Below are 20,210 nucleotides of genomic sequence, written 5' to 3'. Positions count from 1 at the left end.
CTGTTCCTCAGCCCCGGGCGCGTTCAGCAAGCCACAGGCGCAACTGTTTCTTATCAACTTTGCCGACCGGCGTGAGCGGAAGCGCATCCACGCTCTCAACGCGGTCCGGCAGCTTAAATTCGGCGACGCCCTGCTCGCGCAGGAAGCGGCGCACCTCCACCGCGCGCAGGGGCTGTTTCACCACCAGGTACGCGCAGCTTTTTTCGCCCAGCAGGCTGTCCTCCATGCTCACCAGCGCGGCGTGGATCACCGCGTCGTGGCGCAGCAGCAGGTTTTCGATCTCTTCGGCGGCGATCTTCTCGCCACCGCGGTTGATCTGATCTTTCTCGCGCCCCTGCACGGTGATGTAACCCTGCTCATCGATGGCGATCAGATCGCCCGAGCAGTAGAAACCGTTGGCATCAAAGGCGCTGGCGTTGTGTTCCGGGCTATTGAAATAGCCGCGGAAGGTGTAAGGGCCGCGCGTCATCAGACGCCCGACTTCCCCGCGCGGCAGCGGGTTGCCGTCCTCGTCCGCCACCCACACTTCATCGTCCGGGCACATCGGGCGGCCCTGGGTATTGATGATGCGCTCCGGCGCATCGTCGAGGGCGGTGTAGTTCACCAGCCCTTCCGCCATGCCAAACACCTGCTGAAGCTGGCAGCCAATTTCCGCCGGAATACGTGCCGCAAGCGTGGCGGAGAGACGTGCGCCGCCTACCTGGAGCAGTTCGAGGGATTTCAGCTGGGCGTTCCCCGCGCCGTCGGCAATCGCCTGCAACCACAGGCTGACCGCGGGCGGCACCAGTGAGGTGACGTTTATCTGATGCTGCTCAATCAGCGGGAAGCAGAGCGTGGCGCTCGGATCGTTCGCCAGCACCACGCAGCCGCCCGCCGTGAAAACGCCTAACGATCCCGGCGAGCTCATGGCGTAGTTATGCGCCGCGGGAAGTGCGTTCAGATAGCGGGTGTGCGCAGTGATTCCGCAGATTTCGTTGCTGCGACGGATGCTGTAGTCGTAGTCGTTGTGCGTACGCGGGATCAGCTTCGGCGTGCCGGTGCTGCCGCCGGAGAGCTGGAAGAACGCCACTTCGTCGGCGGGCGTCGGGTTCGGGATGAAATTGTCCGCCGGGCGTGCAATCGCCGCCTCCAGCGCGTGTTCGCCCTTATCGCCGCGTAGCAGCACAACGCGTACCGAGCGATGCGCATCCACAAAGGTATTGAGAAAATCATCACCCGCGAACAGCGTGTGGTCGCGCTCGGCAATCAGCACGGCGGGTTTGATCTGCTCCGCGTAGGCGTTGAGTTCGCTGCGCTGATGGCTAAAGAGCGCGTTGACCGGTGCGACGCCGATTTGCAGCAGCGCGAAGAAGGTGATGTAGAACTCGGCCACGTTGCCGAGCTGCACCAGCGCGGTCTCGCCGCGATGCAGCCCCTGCGCCTGAAGGACAGACGCCAGATTCGTCACCGCCTGATTAAACGCGCGGTAGGTGATGCGGCGATCGCCGTCAATTATCGCGACCGCATCGTTGTCCGCATGGTCCGTCAGGATGTGGGTCAGCGGCAGATCCTGCCAGTAGCCTTTTTCACGGTAGCGGCGGGCAAATTCCTCAGGCCAGCGGGTAAAAGGGATGGTCATGAGTATTCCTTAGTGCAAACCAAACACGTTGAGCATGGTGGAGAGCTTCACGCCCGTCTCGCGCCATTCGCCCACCGGGGAGGAAGCAGGCACAATGCCCGCGCCGGCAAACAGGCGAACGGTATTCTGATGCAGCCGCGCGCAGCGGATAGTTACCACCCACTCGCCGTTACCTTCGCTGTCGCACCAGCCGACGATGCCGCCGAACAGCTCACGATCGAACGGCTCCAGCTCGGCAATCAGCTCTTTTGCCGCCTGATGCGGGAAGCCGCTTAGCGCTGGCGTCGGGTGCAGCAGACAGGCCAGCGTCAGGGCGTTCTCGTTTTCACGCGCGTCACCTTCTACCGGCGTCGCCAGATGCCACAGCGTCGGGGTGGTGATGAGCTGCGGGGAAGCCGGCATGGTCAGATGATGGCTGCGCGGTTCCAGAATGGTTTTCATCGCCTGCGTTACCAGGTCGTGCTCGTGACGGTCTTTTTCGGAGGCCAGCAGCTTAGTGCCCGCTTCGCGATCCAGCACATCGTCCGGCTGACGGCGCGCAGAGCCCGCCAGCGGCAGCGAGCTAAAGTGCGCGCCCTCTTTACGCAGCAGCAGTTCCGGGCTGGCGCCCAGCAGCACGCCGCCGTCTTCCAGCGGTACGTGGAAGTTAAAGCTCGCCGGGTTCTGGGCGATAAGACGCTCCATCAGCGCGCTGCTATCAATCTGTTTGTCGGTGGCGATATCAATCAGGCGCGACAGCACCACCTTATTCACCTGCGGCGTGGCGGTGAGCGACGCGGCGCGGGCGACCATCTCCTCGAAAACCGGCTGCGGCGGGATCTCGGTGCGTTGTTGCACGTTCAGCGTCTGCGCGCCGGAGGCGTAGCGTGCGGACTGCTGACGCGCCGGGCGGGAGAAGGTTTGCCAGCGTTGCGGAATAAACAGCGATGACGGTTTGTGGGTATCGAAGGGGATCGCCCCTACCATCACCGGATGGGCAATGCCGCTGTTTTTCGCATTCAGGAAAGCCTGAGCTAATTTCTGCTGAAAGGGGCCCGCCGGATCGTCACCGCCGACGGCGGGTTCAGAAAAACGGGCAAAACAGCCTGACGTGGTAAAACTGCGATAGGGCGACATAAAGAAAAAGCTGTCTGATTGCAGCGTGGTCGCGGTGTGCTGAAGGTCCTCAGCCAATGACGTATCCATATCATCCTCCTAAAATGATAAAAGCAGTAATAATGATTATCATTTATATTTTCGTCGGCTAACCTAATCCCACATCGCCCTGGTGTCAACCGCAGAGCAAACAACTTGTGCGACTAACGCTTGCATACCTTCCCCGCAATCATGAAAATGAGAAGCATTAACTTCAACAAAAACAGGATGCCGCTCTGTGAAACTCCCTGCCGTTTGCCGTAATGCCTTTCTTTTAACAGGACTTTTTGTTTTAGGACTAACCTCAGCGACGGCCGCCGACTGGCCGCGTCAGGTCACAGACAGCCGCGGCGTTCATACGCTTGAGAGCAAACCGACGCGCATTGTTTCCACCAGCGTGACCCTAACCGGCTCCCTGCTGGCCATTGACGCCCCGGTTATTGCCAGCGGAGCCACCACGCCAAACAACCGCGTGGCGGATGCACAGGGCTTTTTACGTCAGTGGGGCGATATCGCGAAACAGCGTAAGGTTGCCCGGCTGTACATCGGCGAGCCGAGCGCCGAAGCCGTCGCGGCCCAGATGCCGGACCTGATTTTGATCAGCGCCACCGGCGGGGATTCCGCGCTGGCACTCTACGATCAGCTTTCCGCCATCGCCCCGACGCTTATCATTAACTACGACGACAAAAGCTGGCAGGAACTGCTGACCCAGCTGGGGACGATCACCGGGCAGGAAACACAGGCCGCAGAGCGCATCGCTGCCTTCGATAAACAGCTCGCCCAGGTGAAGCAGCAGATGAAGCTGCCGCCGCAGCCGGTGAACGCCATCGTCTACACCGCCGCGGCGCACACGGCGAACCTGTGGACGACAGACTCGGCTCAGGGCAAGCTGCTGCACCAGTTGGGCTTCACGCTGGCAGCGTTACCTGATGGATTGCACACCTCGAAAAGCCAGGGCAAGCGTCACGACATTATTCAACTGGGCGGGGAAAACCTGGCGACGGGGCTGAACGGCGAAGGGCTGTTCGTGTTTGCCGGCGACCAGAAAGACGTGGACGCGATTTACGCCAATCCGCTGCTGGCGCATCTGCCGTCGGTCAAGAACAAGCGCGTCTGGGCGCTGGGAACGGAGACGTTCCGCCTGGATTATTACAGCGCGTTGTTGGTGTTGCAGCGTTTGAATTCAATTTTTAAATAAGTGGCACGTTTCCCGTAGGCCCGGTAAGCGCAGCGCCACCGGGCGTTTTGTCGGGTGGCGGCTACGCCTTACCCGACCTACAGGTTCTGCCTGAACCGACGCAACTCCACCAAAACCGCCAATAAAATTACGCCAACCACGGCTAACACAAACCCGCTGCTGCTCGCCGACGCCACCGGGGTCATTATCGCCCCCAGCCCGCCGAGGATCGCTGCGCCAATCGCATCGCCCGTGACGTTCTGCGCCGTCCACAGGCCGTTAATGCGCCCGAGCATCCCTTCCGGCGTCTGGGTCTGGATCAGGGTGTACTGTAAAAGAGAGCTGACCGCGCTCAGCCAGCCAAAAATCACCAGACACATCACCCCCAGCGCCCACACCGGCATCAGGCTGAAGAAACCAATCGCGATAAACGAGGCCAGCGTCGCCACCAGCATGATTAACCCCGGTCTCGCGCTCTGCGCCAGGTTTCCGCTGGTCAGCGCCCCGCACGCGGCGCCGAGCGGAATGGCGGCGTACAGCACGCCAATCTCTGAGGCGCTCATCTGCCACTCGCCCGCCAGCGCCGGGTACAACACGCGTACGGCGCTCGCCATCGTCAGCAGGCCGCCGAGCAGCGCAATGCCGCCAATCAGCGGGTTGCTGAACAGAAAACGAATCGCGGCCATCAGGGACTTCAGCGGATGCTCGCGCGGCTGCGGCGGCGGTGGCAGGAGCGGCAGACGCAGCAGCGTCAGTGTGGTGATAAAGGTTCCCGCCGCGGCAAGGCCGTAGTTCCACGCCACGTTGCCGGTCGCCAGCAGCAGGCCGCCGACCATCGGCGAAATCACCGATCCCAGACGCACGGTGAGCATGGTGATCGCCCCCGCCTGCATCAGGTTCTCGCGCCCGACCAGCGCGGGCGTGGCCGCCAGCAGCGCCGTCACGCCTAACGAGGCAAAAAAGCCGTCCCACAGGCCCAGGGCATAAATCGCCATCAGCGACGGCTCCGGCAGCATTGCGTTCAGACACAGCCCGACAAAGCCCACCCCGCAGGTGCCGCGCGCCAGCAGGATCAGTTTTTTACGCTCGTAGCGGTCCGCCAGCACGCCGCCCACCATCAGGCCGATAAACATCGCCCCGCCGGTTAAGGTGACGGATAACCCCACCAGCCAGCTGGAGTGGGTCATGGTCTGGATCTGTACCGGCACGGCGACCCCGAGCAGGCCGAGGGATAAAATGGAGATAAAGCGGGCGATAAAAACCGCTCGAAACGCCGGGTGCGTTTTCAGCAGGCTGAGGTTGAGCAGCCAGGATTTTTGATTCATGACAAGGCCTTGAGGTATCGGTCTACCATTTCCATGGGCGCACATGCTAACATAGCCAAATAAGATAGATAACGATAATTACTATCATTATCACATCATGGACGTTGCTATGTCGTTTTCCTCTTCCGCGGTGCGCGCCGTAGCCGTGCCCGTTTTATTGCTGCTGTTGATCCTTGCGATTGCACTCAGTTTGCTGGTTGGCGCGAAGCCGCTGCCCGCGTCCGTTATTGTCGATGCGCTCTCCGGTACCTGCCAGAGCGCCGAGTGCATTATCGTGCTCGACGCCCGCCTGCCCCGCACCCTTGCCGGCCTGCTGGCCGGTGGCGCGCTCGGGCTTGCCGGTGCCCTGATGCAAACCCTCACCCGCAACCCGCTGGCGGACCCTGGCATTCTCGGCGTGAACTCTGGTGCCAGTTTCGCCATTGTGCTCGGCGCGGCGCTGTTTGGTTTCACCTCTCCGTCTGAACAGCTGGTGATGGCCTTCTGCGGCGCGCTGGCCGCCTCGCTGGTGGTGGCCTTTACCGGCAGCCAGGGCGGCGGACAGCTCAGCCCGGTACGTCTGACACTGGCGGGCGTGGCGCTCGCGGCGGTGCTGGAAGGCTTATCGAACGGCATCGCCCTGCTCAACCCGGACGTGTATGACCAGCTGCGCTTCTGGCAGGCCGGTTCGCTGGATATCCGTACCCTTGATACCCTGAAAGTGGTGGCATTCCCGGTGTTTATCTCTGCCGCCGTAGCGCTGTGTTTAAGCCGGGCGCTCAACAGCCTGAGCCTCGGCAGCGACACCGCGACCGCCCTCGGCAACCGCGTGGCGCGCACGCAGCTGACGGGCCTGCTTGTCATCACCGTGCTGTGCGGCAGCGCGACCGCCGTCGTCGGGCCGATTGCCTTTATCGGCCTGATGATGCCGCACATGGCGCGCTGGCTGGTGGGGGCGGATCACCGCTGGTCACTGCCGGTCACGCTGCTGGCGACCCCTGCCCTGCTGCTGTTTGCCGACGTACTGGGCCGCCTGCTGGTGCCGGGTGAATTGCGCGTCTCGGTGGTCAGCGCCTTTATCGGCGCGCCGGTGCTGATCTTCCTGGTACGACGCAGACGCGGGGGTGGCGCATGATGGCCCCGTCCCGTCGATTACTCACCAGCGTCGCCCTGCTGGTCGTCGCCAGTCTGCTGCTGGCGGTCTGGAGCCTGCAAAGCGGTGCCGTAACGCTTGATTTCGCGCAGGTCTTTCATGCTCTCACCGGCAGCGCGCCGCGTAACATCACCATGGTGGTCACCGAATGGCGACTGCCGCGCGTGGCGATGGCGATCCTGGTTGGCGCAGCGCTTGGCGTCAGCGGCGCAATATTCCAGTCGCTGATGCGTAACCCCCTCGGCAGCCCGGACGTGATGGGCCTGAATACCGGCGCGTGGAGCGGCGTGCTGGTGGCGATGGTGCTGTTCGGGCAGCATCTCACGGCCATTACCTTTACGGCGATGGCGGGCGGCATTCTCACCTCCCTGCTTATCTGGGCCCTGGCCTGGCGCAACGGCATCGACACCTTCCGCCTGATCATCATCGGGATCGGTATCCGCGCGATGCTGATGGCGTTTAACACCTGGCTTCTGCTACAGGCGTCGCTGGAAACCGCACTCTCCGCCGGGCTGTGGTACGCCGGTTCCCTCAACGGTCTGACGTGGGGAAAAACCTGGCCCGCCGCGCCGCTGATTATCCTGATGTTTATTGGCGCGCTGCTGCTGGTCAGGCGCATGCGGCTGCTGGAGATGGGCGACGACAGCGCCTGCGCGCTGGGCGTGAGCGTAGAGCGCTCGCGCCTGATGCTGATGCTGGTGGCGGTCTTGCTGACCGCAGCGTCTACCGCCATCGCCGGGCCGATCTCGTTTATTGCCCTTGTCGCGCCGCATATCGCGCGGCGACTTAGCGGCACCGCGCGCTGGGGATTAACCCAGGCAGCGCTGTGCGGCGCAGTATTACTGCTGGCCGCCGATCTCTGCGCTCAGCAGCTGTTTACGCCTTATCAACTGCCGGTGGGCGTGGTGACCGTCAGCCTCGGCGGGATTTACCTCATCGTCTTGCTCGTTCAGGAGTCACGCAAGAAATGACAGATTCAACACCCCGCTTGCGCGGCGAAAACTTGACCCTCGGCTACGGTAAAAAAATCATTGCCCGGGACTTATCCGTTGCCATTCCGGACGGCCACTTCACCGCCATTATCGGGCCAAACGGCTGCGGCAAATCGACATTGCTGCGCACGCTGAGCCGCCTGATGTCGCCGGTTGAGGGCAGCGTGTTCCTCGACGGGGAGCAGATCCAGCGCTTCGCCAGCAAAGAGGTTGCGCGCCGAATTGGGCTGCTGGCGCAAAACGCCACCACGCCGGGGGATATTACCGTGCAGGAGCTGGTCTCCCGCGGGCGCTATCCGCACCAGCCGCTGTTTACCCGCTGGCGCAAGGAGGACGACGAGGCCGTGAAGCGCGCGATGCAGGCGACGGGCATCACCGATCTGGCCCAGCAAAGCGTCGATACCCTCTCCGGCGGACAGCGCCAGCGCGCGTGGATCGCGATGGTGCTGGCGCAGGAGACCTCCATCATGCTGCTGGACGAGCCGACGACCTGGCTGGATATCAGCCATCAGATTGACCTGCTGGAGCTGCTGAGCGAACTGAACCGCACGCAGGGCTACACCCTGGCAGCGGTGCTGCACGATTTAAACCAGGCGTGCCGCTACGCTACGCATTTGATTGCGCTGCGCGACGGCGAGATTGTGGCGCAGGGCGCGCCGAAAGAGATTGTGACGCCGGATCTGATCGCGCGGATCTACGGCATGCGCTGCATGATTATTGAGGATCCGGTGGCGGGTACGCCGTTGGTGGTGCCGTTGGGCAAGCGTGCGGTCTGATGCCCTCACCCCGGCCCTCTCCCACAGGGAGAGGGAGCAAACCATCCCCTCTCCCCGTGGGAGAGGGTTAGGGTGAGGGGCTTTAAACGTTACCCCAAAATTTCCTTCAGTACCGGCCCAATCTTTTCAAACGCCTGCGGTGAAATGATATCCACGTGGGCGCAGTCCTGGCTGTACACCTCCAGCTCACCCACCCACGGCGCCCACGCGGCCTGCGGATCGAGGGTTCGCGTTCGCTCGGCGACAAACAGCGTCGCTTTACCGTCAAACCGCGCGCTATGTGCCGTGGTGAGCAGCCGCACCGCGTCCGCATAGTTGCCTTCAATGGCGTTAAACAACTCGCTGGAGCCCTGCCCCTGCTGGGCGGCAATAAACGCCTGGCGTTCGCGCTCAATTTCCGCCAGCACCTCCGGATCGAGGCCGTTGGCCTCTTTCTCCGCCCAGTTCTGGGTTTCCGGTGGCCAGGTATCCAGCAGGCCGAGGAACGCTACGTCTTCACCCTGCTCGCGCAGACGCGCCGCAATGCCCTGCGCCAGCGTGCCGCCGAGGGAATAGCCGAACAGATAATACGGTCCCTGCGGCTGTTGCTTACGCAACGTCTTCAGATGATGTTCGATCACCGCATCGAGATCCGCACACTGCTGCATCGGCCCCTCAGGCCGGGGAGACTGAATGCCGACGATTGACCAGCGCGGGCTGAGGTAGCGCGCCAGGACGCTAAACTGCCAGGCAAAGCCGGACGCCGGATGGAAGCAGAACAGCGTGGGGCCGTTGCTTTCACGCAGCGGGAGAACGGTTTCATACCCCAGACGCTGCGCCTGCTCGTCGCTCATCTGCGAGTCCAGCAGGGCGCTAAGCTTGCTCACCGTCGAGGCGACCATAATCTGCCCCGGCGTGACCTTGCGGCCGAACGCACGGCTGAGCTGAGCCGCAAGGCGCATCGCCAGCAGCGAGTGGCCGCCGAGGGCAAAGAAATCGGCCTCGATATCGTTCACCGCGCAGCCCAGCAGGGCAGAAAACGCCTGCGCCACGGTGACTTCAGTTTGCGTCTCGGGCGCGCGACCGGAAGTTTTGCTGGTCAGCTCCGGCAGCGGCAGCGCCTTGCGATCCAGTTTGCCGTTGGCGCTTAACGGCAGCGCGCTGATTTGCAGCAGCACCACCGGCACCATATGCGGCGGCAGCTGGGCTTTGAGTGATGCAAGCAGCGCGTCGCGATCCAGCGTTAAGCCGGATTCAGAGACAACGTATCCCACCAGCTGGCGGGCATCGCCGCCCGTGGCAGCCGCCTGGTTGAACACGCAGGCGTGCGCCACCGCCTGGGCCACATCCGGCAGCGCGAGCATCGCCCGGTCGATTTCGCCCAGCTCGATGCGCTGGCCGCGGATTTTCAGCTGATCGTCGCTGCGGCCCAGATATTCCACCGCGCCGTTGTCCAGCCAGCGGGCAACGTCCCCGGTGCGGTACATTCGCTCGCCGGGGGCAAACGGATCGGCGATAAAGCGGCTGGCGGTAAGGTCGGGGCGTCCCAGATACCCCTGCGCCAGCTGAATGCCGGTGAGATAGAGATCCCCCGCCACGCCGAACGGCACCGGGCGCATCATCGCGTCCAGAATGCGCAGCCCCGTATTCCACACCGGGAAGCCGATCGGCACGCTGTTGCCTTCCACCGCCGCCAGCTCGGGGCCGTACGCCGGATACCAGCTGACATCCACCGCCGCTTCGGTCGGGCCATAGAGGTTGTGCAGCGGCGCATGGGTGAGCTGTTCCCACTCGCGACACAGCGCAGTCGGCAACGCCTCGCCGCTACAGAACACCTGCTTCAGCGTCCTGCAACAGTCGACGTTTTCCGGCGTCAGCGAGGCGACGAACGCCGCCAGCATCGACGGCACGAAGTGGGTGGTGGTTACGCCATATTCTGCGAAGAAGCCCTGCATCGCCTGCGGATCGCGGTGCGCGTCCGGCTCGGCCATCACCAGCTTCGCCCCGGCGATAAACGGCCACCAGAACTCCCACACCGACACGTCAAAGCTGCACGGCGTTTTCTGCGCCACCACGTCATGCGCCGCCAGTGGATAATGATCCTGCATCCACTTCAGGCGGTTAACGATGGCGGTATGGCCGACCATCACCCCTTTTGGACGCCCCGTCGAACCGGAGGTAAAGATGATGTACGCGGTCTGCTCCGGCTTCGCCAGGCGCAGAGGTTCAGCATCGGTGGCCGGTAATAGTGTGTTGTAACTAAAGGTGGCGATCGGCAGATCGTTAAAGCGCGGAAGCTGCTCGTCGGTGGTAATGAGCAGCGACGGCTTCGCGTCCTCCAGCATCATCCGCAGACGGTCATCCGGGTAACCGGTATCCAGCGGCAGCCAGGCGGCGCCTGCTTCAACAATCCCGTGCAGCGCCAGGGTCAGGAACACCGAGCGCGGGAGCGCCACCGCCACGCTGTCGCCCAGCTTCACGCCGCGCGCGCGCAGCAGGTTTGCCAGCGCGACCACCTGCTCGCGCATCTGGCGGTAGTTCAGTTCAGTATGGGCATCCGCCAGCGCGGGGGCGTCCGGCGTTTTGCTCGCCTGCTCCGCCACAAGATCCGCCAGCGTGGTGGACGGCAGCGCCAGCCCGGTATCGTTGATGCGCGCCAGCCGGGCGTATTCCTGCTCTGATACGGTTTCCACGTCGCCACAGCGCAGGTCCGGATTGGCGGCAAACTGCGTCAGCATTGCGTTCAGGCGCGCCGCGTGCCCCTTCAGCGTCGCCTCGTCGTAACGCTGCCCGTTGGCGAGGATCTCAATGCTCAGTCCGCCCTGCTCGTCCGGGAACAGCGCCAGCTCCAGATCGTTCACCGGGCCGGTTGCCAGCGTGTGGGTAATGGCCTCCACGCCGTCGATATTCAGCTGATAATCGAACACCTTGACGTTCAGCACCGGACCAAAAAGGGCTTCGTCGCCTGCGGCACGTCCGCTGTCGCGCACGATCTGCTCGGCGTCGTAACGCTGATGGCGGCGCATCTTTTTCAGCTGGTTCGCCAGGCGCAGCGCCAGTTCCGGCAGGCTCTCCTGCGGGCGAATATTCACCGCCAGCGGCAGGACGTTGAGCACCGGTCCGGTCGCGGTCAGCGCGGCGGAGCCCATGCGGCGCATAAAGATAAACCCGGCGGCGTAGTCCAGCCGTCCGGTCAGGCGGCCCAGCCACAGCGCCACCAGCGCAAGGGCCAGATCGGTACGCTGCGCCTGGCCTGCCTTCTGTGCAAGCTGGCTGAACGCACGGCCGTCCATCGCAATTTTCAGGCGCAGGATATCGGTGGTGGCGGCGCGTCCCGGCAGCGGCGCGGAAGAGAGCGAGACCGGAGAAGGAAGCTGTTTGCGTTGTTCGGCCCAGAAAGCACCGTCGCGCTGATACGCCTCGCTGTCGCGATAGCGCTGATACTCCTCCACCACCTCGGCGAACGGGGTGAACGGCGAGGCCGGCGTGGATTCACCTTTCTGCCACGCAGCGTAAATGGCGGTGATCTGACGGGTAATAGCAGGGAAGCTGAAGCCATCTACCACAAGATGATGATACCGCTGATACCAGTACCAGTGGCTTTCTCCCACCTGGATCAGCTGGTGAAACGCCAGCGGCTGACCGCTGTCGACGCGCAGGTTCTGGTTGAGATCGGCCTCTATCAGCGCCACGGCGGCGTCGTGGGAGTCAACGCGCACGATGGACGGCTCCGGCAGGAGCATGGCCTCATCGATCCACTGCCACACCTCACCGTTATCTTCGGCAAAACGCATCCGCAGGGTGTCGGCCTGCATCATGCCTTCAGCGATGGCTTTTGCCAGCAATGGCGCATCGATAGCGCCTTTCAGCTCGGTGTAGTGCGCGACGCTCCAGGCGTTTGGCAGGGAGGTAAGCTGCTCTGCCATCCAGATCCCCGGCTGGGCGGCGACAAGAGGGAGACGGTTCATGCGCGCTCCCCCGCAAAACATGACGGCTCAAGCGTCTGCCACTGTTCCGCCAGCCACTGCTGGCACGCCTCCTGAGATTGCGGTTCGCAGACCACGCGCCAGCCCGCGGGCAACTCGCACTGCTGCGGCCACAGGCTGTACTGCCCCTGGTCATTTTGCAAAATGGCGAACTGTCCCTGCGGATTATCGAAAGGATTGCTGAATTCCATACAGACTCCGTTATTGAATAAGCGGCTGCCAGAGGGTCATCAGCCCCTGCGTCAGCCCACCGCGCCAGCAAAGCGCATCGTGTCCGCCGTCAACCTGACGCCAGAAAACCGGTTGCTGAGTGTATAGTTCGGCGAGGATCGCCTGGTTTGCGCGCAAAATAAGCGGCTCGTTGCGCCCGGCCTCAAGGACGATGCGCAGCCCGCGAGCGGTTTTGTCACCCGCTTTGAGTTGTTCGATGAGCAGCCCGTCCTGCTGCGCGCCGCGGTGCGGCCACCAGTAGGATCCGGACTGGCTGAGGATGCAGCCAAAACGCTGCGGCCAGTTGAGGCCCGCATAGAGGGAAGAGAGCCCGCCGAAGCTCTGACCCGCCACCACGGTATGGTCGGCGCGGTCGCTGAACGGGGCCATGCTTTTCACCTGCGGGAGAAGTTCGTCCTGCACCGCCAGCCAGAAATCAGGGTTACACGGCAGCTCGCGGCTGCGGTGTGCGGTGTCAATCACGTCGATTAAGACATAGACCGCAGGCGGCAGTTTGCCTTCAAGGGTGAGCGACGCCAGCGCAGGCCAGACGGGCATGCTTTCGGCCCAGAACTGCCCGTCGAGCAGCACCGCCAGCGGGCGCTCGGGGCTTTCATCCCCGGTGGTAAAAATCCACACGCGGCGACGGTTCTTCAGACGCGCGCTGTGCCACTCAATGCAGACAGGCTTTTTGTAAGGGGTATCGGGATGGTTCCAGCCGGGCTGTACGGGCGCCTCCGGCATCTCCAGCGCCGAGACTGCGTGCCCGCGCCCGCCGCGCCAGCTCTGGGCGTTCAGCGGGTCGGACACCGCGTGCGGCAACAGTTTGCGCCAGCCTTCGCGCAGCGCCATGCGGTCCGGCTGATCGCCTTCAAACACTGCGCTGGCAAAATCGTTTTCATTGTCGGAGGGGATAAAACAGTAGCTGCCGCGCCATTCGGGGCTGAACTCGCCCTGCCACTGCCAGACGTCGGTATCCGGGATACGTTCAAGGGACTGCGGACGGGCATTTTGATGGTGATCGGTCACACCGGTGACGTAGAGCCAGACGCGTTTAACCGTCGACGTTTTCTGCGTTCCCGCCGGGTCCCGCCACCAGAATGTCACGCGATAGTTTTCCTGATGACGTTCCCGTTCCGGCCCGTCTTTCGCCTGCCACCACGCTTCACTTCCGGTTGTTAACGCCGTCACCCTTATAACCCCATGTTTAACAGTCTTTTTTGTTTCAGAGCAAATTTTATTGATAATATTATTGATAACTATTTGCATTTGCAATAGCGTAATGCCCGCGCTGTGGGAAGCGCGCTCATTAAATAACCATAAAAGCGGGACGTACAATGAATAAGAAGATTCACTCTCTGGCCTTGCTGGTCAATTTAGGGATTTATGGTGTCGCGCTGCCCGTCATGGCAGACGACAACACCGCCTCCGCGCAGCATGAAGACACCATGGTGATCACCGCCGCCGAGCAGAATTTGCAGGCGCCGGGCGTGTCGACCATCACCGCCGACGAGATCCGCAAAAACCCGCCCGCGCGGGACGTGGCGGAAATCATCCGCACCATGCCGGGCGTTAACCTGACCGGCAACTCCACCAGCGGCCAGCGCGGGAATAACCGTCAGATTGACATTCGCGGCATGGGCCCGGAAAACACCCTGATCCTGATCGACGGCAAGCCGGTCACCAGCCGCAACTCCATCCGTCTGGGCTGGCGCGGCGAGCGTGATACCCGCGGCGATACCGGCTGGGTCCCGCCGGAGATGATCGAGCGCATCGAAGTGATCCGTGGCCCGGCTGCTGCCCGCTACGGTAACGGCGCGGCGGGCGGCGTGGTGAACATCATCACCAAAAAATTTGACGACCAGTGGCACGGCTCCTGGAACACCTACCTGAATGCGCCAGAGCATAAAGACGAAGGTTCCACCAAACGCACTAACTTCAGCCTGAGCGGCCCGCTGGGCGGGGATTTCAGCTTCCGCATGTACGGTAACCTGGATAAAACTCAGGCCGACGCCTGGGACATTAACCAGGGCCATCAGTCTGACCGTACCGGCACATATGCCGACACGCTGCCGGCAGGCCGTGAAGGGGTCGAGAATAAAGACATCAACGGCGTGGTGCGCTGGGACTTTGCGCCTATGCAGTCCCTGGAGTTTGAGGCGGGATACAGCCGCCAGAACAACCTTTACGCGGGCGATACCCAGAATACCAACAACGACAACAGCTCCAGCGGGCTGGTGAAGAAGAACTACGGTAAAGAGACTAACCGTATCTATCGTCAGAACTTCGCCGTGACCTGGAACGGCGGCTGGGATAACGGCATTACCACCAGCAACTGGGCGCAGTACGAGCACACCCGCAACTCACGTCTGGGCGAAGGCCTGGCGGGCGGTCTGGAAGGCCTGTTCAACAGCAATAAATTCACCGATACCGACCTGGCCGACGTGATGCTGCACAGCGAAATCAACCTGCCGATTGATTTCATTGTGAATCAAAACCTGACGCTCGGCACCGAGTGGAACCAGCAGCGCATGAAGGACTCGACCTCCTTCACGCAAACCCAGCAGGGCGGCACCATTCCGGGCATGAGCGAAGACCGTAGCCCGTACACTTCAGCGGAGATCTTTTCCCTGTTTGCCGAAAACAACATGGAGTTGACCGACAGCACCATGCTGACCCCTGCCCTGCGCTTCGACCACCACACCATTGTGGGTAATAACTGGAGCCCGTCCCTGAACCTGTCGCAGGGTCTGGGGGATGACTTCACCCTGAAGATGGGCATCGCGCGCGCCTATAAAGCGCCAAGCCTGTACCAGACCAACCCGAACTACCTGCTGTACAGTAAAGGCCAGGGCTGCTACGCCAGTTCCGACGGCGTGGGCTGCTACATGATGGGTAACGACGATCTGAAAGCGGAAACCAGCATCAACAAAGAGATTGGCCTGGAGTGGAAACGCGACGGCTGGCTGGCGGGCGTGACCTGGTTCCGCAACGACTACCGCAACAAGATTGAAGCGGGCTACGCGCCGATTGGCCAGACGTCCACCGGCAAAGTCACCACCGATATCTACCAGTGGGAAAACGTGCCGAAGGCGGTAGTAGAAGGTCTGGAAGGCTCCCTGAACGTGCCGGTCAGCGATACCATCAACTGGACCAACAACATCACCTACATGCTGCAAAGCAAGAACAAGGAGACCGGCGATCGTCTGTCGATCATCCCGGAGTATACGCTGAACTCTACCCTGAGCTGGCAGGTACGTCAGGATGTCTCATTGCAGTCGACCTTCACCTGGTATGGCAAGCAGCAGCCGAAGAAGTACAACTACAAAGGTCAGCCGGTGACCGGGTCTGAGAAAGACGAAGTCAGCCCGTACAGCATCGTTGGCCTGAGCGCGACCTGGGACGTGACCAAAAACGTCAGCCTGACCGGCGGCGTGGACAACGTCTTCGACAAGCGCCAGTGGCGTGCGGGTAACGCCCAGACCACGGGTAATACCACCACCGGCGCGTATATGTACGGTGCGGGCGCGTATACGTATAATGAACCGGGCCGTACCTGGTATATGAGCGTGAATACGCGTTTTTAAGGCACTGAAGTCAATCCTTCCCTCTCCCCTCCGGGGAGAGGGTCAGGGTGAGGGGAAAAACCATGCACACCACCCACAGCACATTTTCTCTCGCTGGCCACACCCTCCACCGCATCACTTTCGACCCCGCCACCTTTACCGACGCCGATCTCCTCTGGCTCCCCCACCACGCCCAGCTCGCTGACGCCGGACGCAAACGCAAGGCCGACCACCTGGCAGGCCGCATCGCCGCCGCGCACGCCTTACCTGACCACACCATGCCCGCCATCGGCCCCAGCGGGGAACCGCTCTGGCCGCAAGGTATTTCCGGCAGCATCACCCACAGCGGCACGCAGGCGATAGCCGTCGTCACGCAATACCCGGCGCTTATCGGCATCGATTGTGAAACGATCCTCTTCGAAAACGAAGCCAGGGAAATCAAAGACGGCATTATTGATACGCAGGAAGAACCTGTGCTTTCCCGCCAGGGATACCCGTTCGCCCTCGCCCTGACGCTGGTCTTCAGCGCCAAAGAGAGCCTGTTTAAGGCCCTCTTTCCGCAGGTACAGGCCTGGATGGGTTTTGACTGCGCCCGCGTTACCAAGCTCGACGACAAGACGCTCACGCTGGCGTTGACCCGTCAACTGGCAGGCTTTGAAGAAGGCACCGCCTTCCGCCTGCACTGGCAGCAGCACGGCGAACAAGTCATCACCCTGCTGTCACACGCTCCTGGCGACGAGCCTTCACGCTGGTCACCACAAACGTCACGATAAACACCATCGCGAACAGGACCACAATGGTCGGCGCAGGCGCGCTGTCGAGATAAAACGAGGCATAAACGCCGCTTACCGACACCAGCGCTGAAACGGCGACCGCCACCAGCAGCGCCATGTGAAAGCGTCGGGTAATCAGCACCGCCACGGCGCCGGGTGCAATCAGCAGGGAAATCGACAGAATGATCCCCACCGCTTTCAGCGTCGCAACGATGGTCAGCGAAACCATGCACAGTAAGCCGTAGTGCAGCCAGCGGGTGCGCAAGCCACTCGCCTGCGCCTGCTGATAGTCAAAGCAGAACAGCAGAAAATCGCGCCACTTCAGGCCAATCACCAGCGCAATCAGCCCCGCGACGAGACCGCTTTGCAGAATGTCCATCCCGTTGATACCCAGCATATCGCCGAACAGAATGTGGTCGAGATGCACCTCGGGTTTGACGGCGATATAGAGGATCAGCCCGGCGCCGAACATGCCGGAAAAGACGATCCCCATGACCGTATCCTGTTTGATGCGGCTGTTATCCTTCAGATATCCGGTGGCGACCGCGCAGAAAAGACCGGCTACGAACGCGCCCAGCGCCAGCGGCAGGCCCATCATCCAGGCCAGCACGACGCCGGGAAACACCGCGTGGCTCATGGCGTCGCCCATCAGCGCCCAGCCTTTCAGCACCAGAAAAACCGACAGCAGCGCGCAGGGCACGGCCACCATGAGTGAAATCAGCAGCGCGTTGTTCATAAACGCAAACTGGAACGGTTCGAGAAGCAGCGTCAACATGGGTGTGCCTCCCGCGCCCGACGTCGGCTGGCAAGCAGTCCGTGCTTCGGCGCAAAGACGAACGCCATCAGGAACAGCAGTGTCTGGGCCACGACGATAATGCCGCCGGTGGCGCCGTCCAGGTAATAGCTGGCCCACGCGCCGAGGAAGCTGGTGATGCTGCCAATGGCGACGGCAATCATCAGCAGGCGCGGGAAGCGGTCGGTCAGCAGCCACGCGGTCGCGCCGGGCGTGACCACCAGACAGATCACCAGAAATGCGCCGACGGTTTGCAGCGCCGCCACGGTAGAGACCGCCAGCAGCGTGAAGAAGAGAATTTTCAGGCGTTCAGGACGCAGGCCGATGGCGCGGGCGTGGTTCTCATCAAAAAAGGTCACCATCAGATCTTTCCATTTGAACAGCAGGATAACTATCGACACCACGCCGATAATCGCCAGCTGGACGATATCTTCCGGGGCGATAGCCAGAATATTGCCGAGGACGATGGTCTGAATGTTCACCGAGGTCGGGTTGAGCGAGACCATAAACAGCCCCAGCCCGAAAAACGAGGAGAAGATCAGCCCGATAATGGCGTCCTCCTTCAGGCGGCTGCGCTGGTTGAGAAACAGCATGCTGCCCGCCGCCAGCCCGCCCGATAAAAACGCCCCCAGCGAGAACGGCAGCCCGAGCATGTAGGCCCCCGCTACGCCCGGCACGATGGAGTGCGACAGCGCATCGCCGATCAGCGACCAGCCTTTGAGCATCAGATAGCAGGAGAGAAACGCGCACAGCCCGCCCACCATCGCCGAGACCCACATCGCGTTGAGCATGTACTCGTAGCCGAAGGGTTCGAGAAGCACGTTCATTTGGCCTCCTGACGGTGCGTGACGAAGGGGCGTTCGTCGTCGGTAATAATGCGATCTTCCGAGCCGCTGAGCACCACGTGGCGCAGCACGCCGCTAAAGGCGCGCTCGAGATTCTCGGCGGTAAAGGTGGTTTCCGTCGGGCCGCTCGCCAGCACGGTGCCTTTGACCATCACCGTGTAATCGCAGAATTCCGTGACCGAGCCCAGGTTATGGGTCGAGACCAGCATCGTTTTACCCTCGTCGCGCAGCTCCCGCAGCAGGCTGATGATCCTGGCTTCGGTTTTGACGTCCACGCCGGTAAACGGCTCGTCGAGCAGGATCACCTCGCCCTGCTGGGCAATCGCACGGGCCAGAAACACGCGCTTCTTCTGCCCGCCGGACAGCTCGCCAATCTGCCGATGGCGCAGCTCGAGCATATCTACACGCTTCAGGGCGTCGGTGACGATCTGCTTATCGCATTCTTTGGGACGACGCAGAAACCCCATATGCCCGTAGCGGCCCATCATCACCACGTCCTCGACGAGCACCGGAAACGACCAGTCGACCTCTTCCGACTGCGGCACGTAGGCGACCAGGTTCTGACGCAGCGCCCGGTGAGGCGGCAGCCCCAGAATGGAGATAGTGCCGCTCGCCGCCCGCACAAACCCCATCACCGCCTTAAACAGCGTGGACTTGCCGGAACCGTTCACCCCCACCAGGGCGGCAATCGATCCGCCCGGCACGCTGAACGACGCGTCGCGCAGCGCCGTGTGGCCGTTGCGGTAGGTCACGGTCACGTCGGTTACAACAATCCCTTTCTGCATGGTTACTCCTTCATCCCGTCGCGGATGCCCTGCACCAGCGTGCGGGTGGTGACGTTCAGCAGATCGATATAGGTCGGCACCGGGCCGTTTTCCGCGCTCAGAGAGTCGACGTACAGCACGCCGCCATAGTGGGCGCCGGTTTCACGCGCTACCTGACGGGCGGGCTTATCCGAGACCGTGCTTTCGCTGAACACCGCCGGAATGTGATGTTTTTTCACCAGATCGATAACCTTGCGCACCTGCTGGGGCGTGCCCTGCTGATCGGCGTTGATCGGCCACAGGTAAAGCTCCTTCAGGCCCAAATCCCGCGCCAGATAGGAGAACGCCCCTTCGCTGGTTACCATCCAGCGTTTGTCTTCAGGTATCTCCGCGACCTGCTTGCGCAGCGGTTCGAGAGTGGCGGTGATCTTCTGCTTGTAGGCTTCCGCATTGCGCTGATAGGTCTGTGCGTTGGCCGGATCGTACTTCACCAGCGCGTCGCGGATGTTATCGACGTAAATCAGGGCGTTATCCGGCGACATCCACGCGTGCGGATTGGGCTTGCCGTTATAGGGCCCTTCGCTGATGCCCATCGGGGTGATGCCTTTGGTGACAATCACCTCCGGCACGCCGTTCAGATGCTGATAAAAGCGCTGGAACCACAGCTCCAGATTCATGCCGTTCGCCAGGATCAGCTGTGCCTTCTGCGCGCGTTTGATATCGCCCGGGGTGGGCTGGTATTCGTGAATTTCCGCGCCCGGTTTGGTGATGGAGGTGACCTCTGCGGCATCCCCCGCCACGTTTTTCGCCATATCAGCAATAACGGTAAAAGTGGTGATGACCTGGAACTTTTCAGCCGCCAGCGCGCCGGTCGTGGTCGCAGTCATGAGCAGCGCGCCGAGCAACAGACGCTTCAATCCTTGCCGTGGATGCATCGCAGAAGTCTCCTGAGGTGATTAAATTCAAAGCGAAATTAGCCTGTGCTATAAGGTATAGCATAGGCTATATTTAAATGAAAATAATTATCATTAAAGTTGTGTCAATGAAGGGCGTGCCTGATGACGCTTCGCTTATCAGGCCTACGGTAAAGCAGATTTGTAGGCCGGGTAAGCGCAGCGCCACCCGGCAAGAAAGATGGCT

16 protein-coding genes are annotated in these 20,210 nt (G+C 61.8%); 6 read left to right on the top strand and 10 right to left on the bottom strand.

Features of this window, described 5'->3' with window-relative positions; genetic code table 11:
* Window positions 1-7 precede the first annotated feature (7 nt).
* Both entE and entC read right to left on the bottom strand, forming a co-directional pair.
* Window positions 8-1,618: a (2,3-dihydroxybenzoyl)adenylate synthase EntE gene (entE, locus tag FZF21_RS06010; RefSeq protein WP_149121009.1), complete on the bottom strand. Its 1,611-nt coding sequence runs from the start codon at window positions 1,616-1,618 to the stop codon at window positions 8-10.
* A gap of 9 nt (window positions 1,619-1,627) precedes the next feature.
* Entirely contained in the window at window positions 1,628-2,803 is a 1,176-nt protein-coding gene (entC, locus tag FZF21_RS06005) for an isochorismate synthase EntC (RefSeq protein WP_047737926.1), read from the bottom strand.
* 187 nt (window positions 2,804-2,990) lie between these two features.
* Between entC and fepB the strand changes: the two genes are divergently transcribed.
* On the top strand, window positions 2,991-3,950 hold the full coding sequence (fepB, locus tag FZF21_RS06000) for a Fe2+-enterobactin ABC transporter substrate-binding protein (RefSeq protein ID WP_017382513.1): 960 nt from the start codon (window positions 2,991-2,993) through the stop codon (window positions 3,948-3,950).
* A 77-nt stretch (window positions 3,951-4,027) separates the two neighbouring features.
* Here the strand turns inward: fepB and entS are convergent, their stop codons facing one another.
* Window positions 4,028-5,254, bottom strand: a complete 1,227-nt coding sequence (gene entS, locus FZF21_RS05995; RefSeq protein WP_017382514.1) for an enterobactin transporter EntS — start codon at window positions 5,252-5,254, stop codon at window positions 4,028-4,030.
* A gap of 109 nt (window positions 5,255-5,363) precedes the next feature.
* Between entS and fepD the strand changes: the two genes are divergently transcribed.
* From fepD to fepC, 3 genes are read left to right on the top strand one after another with little or no spacing between them, the layout of a single operon-like run.
* Complete coding sequence (gene fepD, locus FZF21_RS05990; RefSeq protein WP_023303266.1) at window positions 5,364-6,368, top strand: Fe(3+)-siderophore ABC transporter permease; 1,005 nt, start codon at window positions 5,364-5,366, stop codon at window positions 6,366-6,368.
* Window positions 6,368-7,357 carry an iron-enterobactin ABC transporter permease gene (fepG, locus tag FZF21_RS05985; RefSeq protein WP_074133898.1) on the top strand — a complete coding sequence of 330 codons (990 nt, stop codon included), beginning with the start codon at window positions 6,368-6,370 and terminating at the stop codon, window positions 7,355-7,357. The genes fepD and fepG overlap by 1 nt, the downstream gene beginning before the upstream one ends.
* A complete protein-coding gene (gene fepC, locus FZF21_RS05980; protein ID WP_047737932.1) occupies window positions 7,354-8,154 on the top strand; it encodes an iron-enterobactin ABC transporter ATP-binding protein in 801 nt (266 codons plus the stop codon). Before fepG ends, fepC begins: the two co-directional genes overlap by 4 nt.
* An 89-nt stretch (window positions 8,155-8,243) precedes the next feature.
* Here the strand turns inward: fepC and entF are convergent, their stop codons facing one another.
* From entF to fes, 3 genes are read right to left on the bottom strand one after another with little or no spacing between them, the layout of a single operon-like run.
* Window positions 8,244-12,101 (bottom strand): enterobactin non-ribosomal peptide synthetase EntF, encoded by a 3,858-nt coding sequence (entF, locus tag FZF21_RS05975; protein ID WP_047737934.1) that lies wholly within the window; start codon window positions 12,099-12,101, stop codon window positions 8,244-8,246.
* Complete coding sequence (locus FZF21_RS05970; protein ID WP_015571182.1) at window positions 12,098-12,310, bottom strand: MbtH family NRPS accessory protein; 213 nt, start codon at window positions 12,308-12,310, stop codon at window positions 12,098-12,100. The genes entF and FZF21_RS05970 overlap by 4 nt, the downstream gene beginning before the upstream one ends.
* A 10-nt stretch (window positions 12,311-12,320) precedes the next feature.
* Window positions 12,321-13,520, bottom strand: a complete 1,200-nt coding sequence (gene fes, locus FZF21_RS05965; protein WP_047057852.1) for an enterochelin esterase — start codon at window positions 13,518-13,520, stop codon at window positions 12,321-12,323.
* 146 nt (window positions 13,521-13,666) lie between these two features.
* Between fes and FZF21_RS05960 the strand changes: the two genes are divergently transcribed.
* Both FZF21_RS05960 and entD read left to right on the top strand, forming a co-directional pair.
* A complete protein-coding gene (locus FZF21_RS05960) occupies window positions 13,667-15,916 on the top strand; it encodes a TonB-dependent siderophore receptor (RefSeq protein WP_032620108.1) in 2,250 nt (749 codons plus the stop codon).
* Window positions 15,917-15,978: 62 nt separating this feature from the next.
* Complete coding sequence (entD, locus tag FZF21_RS05955) at window positions 15,979-16,668, top strand: enterobactin synthase subunit EntD (RefSeq protein WP_039271382.1); 690 nt, start codon at window positions 15,979-15,981, stop codon at window positions 16,666-16,668.
* Here entD and FZF21_RS05950 read toward each other — a convergent pair.
* The 4 genes from FZF21_RS05950 to sitA are packed head-to-tail and all read right to left on the bottom strand — an operon-like array spanning window position 16,604 to window position 20,005.
* Window positions 16,604-17,443 carry a metal ABC transporter permease gene (locus tag FZF21_RS05950; protein WP_023303259.1) on the bottom strand — a complete coding sequence of 280 codons (840 nt, stop codon included), beginning with the start codon at window positions 17,441-17,443 and terminating at the stop codon, window positions 16,604-16,606. The two genes, entD and FZF21_RS05950, sit on opposite strands and share 65 nt — an antisense overlap.
* Window positions 17,437-18,288, bottom strand: coding sequence for an iron/manganese ABC transporter permease subunit SitC (gene sitC / locus FZF21_RS05945; RefSeq protein WP_023296090.1), 852 nt, complete (start codon window positions 18,286-18,288; stop codon window positions 17,437-17,439). The genes FZF21_RS05950 and sitC overlap by 7 nt, the downstream gene beginning before the upstream one ends.
* On the bottom strand, window positions 18,285-19,091 hold the full coding sequence (gene sitB / locus FZF21_RS05940; RefSeq protein WP_032647626.1) for an iron/manganese ABC transporter ATP-binding protein SitB: 807 nt from the start codon (window positions 19,089-19,091) through the stop codon (window positions 18,285-18,287). The genes sitC and sitB overlap by 4 nt, the downstream gene beginning before the upstream one ends.
* 2 nt (window positions 19,092-19,093) lie before the next feature.
* Window positions 19,094-20,005 (bottom strand): iron/manganese ABC transporter substrate-binding protein SitA, encoded by a 912-nt coding sequence (gene sitA / locus FZF21_RS05935; protein ID WP_040117351.1) that lies wholly within the window; start codon window positions 20,003-20,005, stop codon window positions 19,094-19,096.
* Window positions 20,006-20,210 lie beyond the last annotated feature (205 nt).

It is taken from the genome of Enterobacter sp. LU1 (genome assembly GCF_008271405.2).
Taxonomy (GTDB): Bacteria; Pseudomonadota; Gammaproteobacteria; order Enterobacterales; family Enterobacteriaceae; genus Enterobacter; species Enterobacter hormaechei_C.
Note: the sequence above shows the minus strand (reverse complement) of the source record. Positions and strands in the feature narration are given on the sequence as shown.

Bases quoted from the DNA above. Each gene is read 5' to 3' on its own strand.
- entE (WP_149121009.1), bottom strand. From the start codon at position 1,618: ATGACCATCCCTTTTACCCGCTGGCCTGAGGAATTTGCCCGCCGCTAC.
- entC (WP_047737926.1), bottom strand. From the start codon at position 2,803: ATGGATACGTCATTGGCTGAGGACCTTCAGCACACCGCGACCACGCTG.
- entS (WP_017382514.1), bottom strand. From the start codon at position 5,254: ATGAATCAAAAATCCTGGCTGCTCAACCTCAGCCTGCTGAAAACGCAC.
- fepD (WP_023303266.1), top strand. From the start codon at position 5,364: ATGTCGTTTTCCTCTTCCGCGGTGCGCGCCGTAGCCGTGCCCGTTTTA.
- fepG (WP_074133898.1), top strand. From the start codon at position 6,368: ATGGCCCCGTCCCGTCGATTACTCACCAGCGTCGCCCTGCTGGTCGTC.
- fepC (WP_047737932.1), top strand. From the start codon at position 7,354: ATGACAGATTCAACACCCCGCTTGCGCGGCGAAAACTTGACCCTCGGC.
- entF (WP_047737934.1), bottom strand. From the start codon at position 12,101: ATGAACCGTCTCCCTCTTGTCGCCGCCCAGCCGGGGATCTGGATGGCA.
- FZF21_RS05970 (WP_015571182.1), bottom strand. From the start codon at position 12,310: ATGGAATTCAGCAATCCTTTCGATAATCCGCAGGGACAGTTCGCCATT.
- FZF21_RS05960 (WP_032620108.1), top strand. From the start codon at position 13,667: ATGAATAAGAAGATTCACTCTCTGGCCTTGCTGGTCAATTTAGGGATT.
- entD (WP_039271382.1), top strand. From the start codon at position 15,979: ATGCACACCACCCACAGCACATTTTCTCTCGCTGGCCACACCCTCCAC.
- FZF21_RS05950 (WP_023303259.1), bottom strand. From the start codon at position 17,443: ATGTTGACGCTGCTTCTCGAACCGTTCCAGTTTGCGTTTATGAACAAC.
- sitC (WP_023296090.1), bottom strand. From the start codon at position 18,288: ATGAACGTGCTTCTCGAACCCTTCGGCTACGAGTACATGCTCAACGCG.
- sitB (WP_032647626.1), bottom strand. From the start codon at position 19,091: ATGCAGAAAGGGATTGTTGTAACCGACGTGACCGTGACCTACCGCAAC.
- sitA (WP_040117351.1), bottom strand. From the start codon at position 20,005: ATGCATCCACGGCAAGGATTGAAGCGTCTGTTGCTCGGCGCGCTGCTC.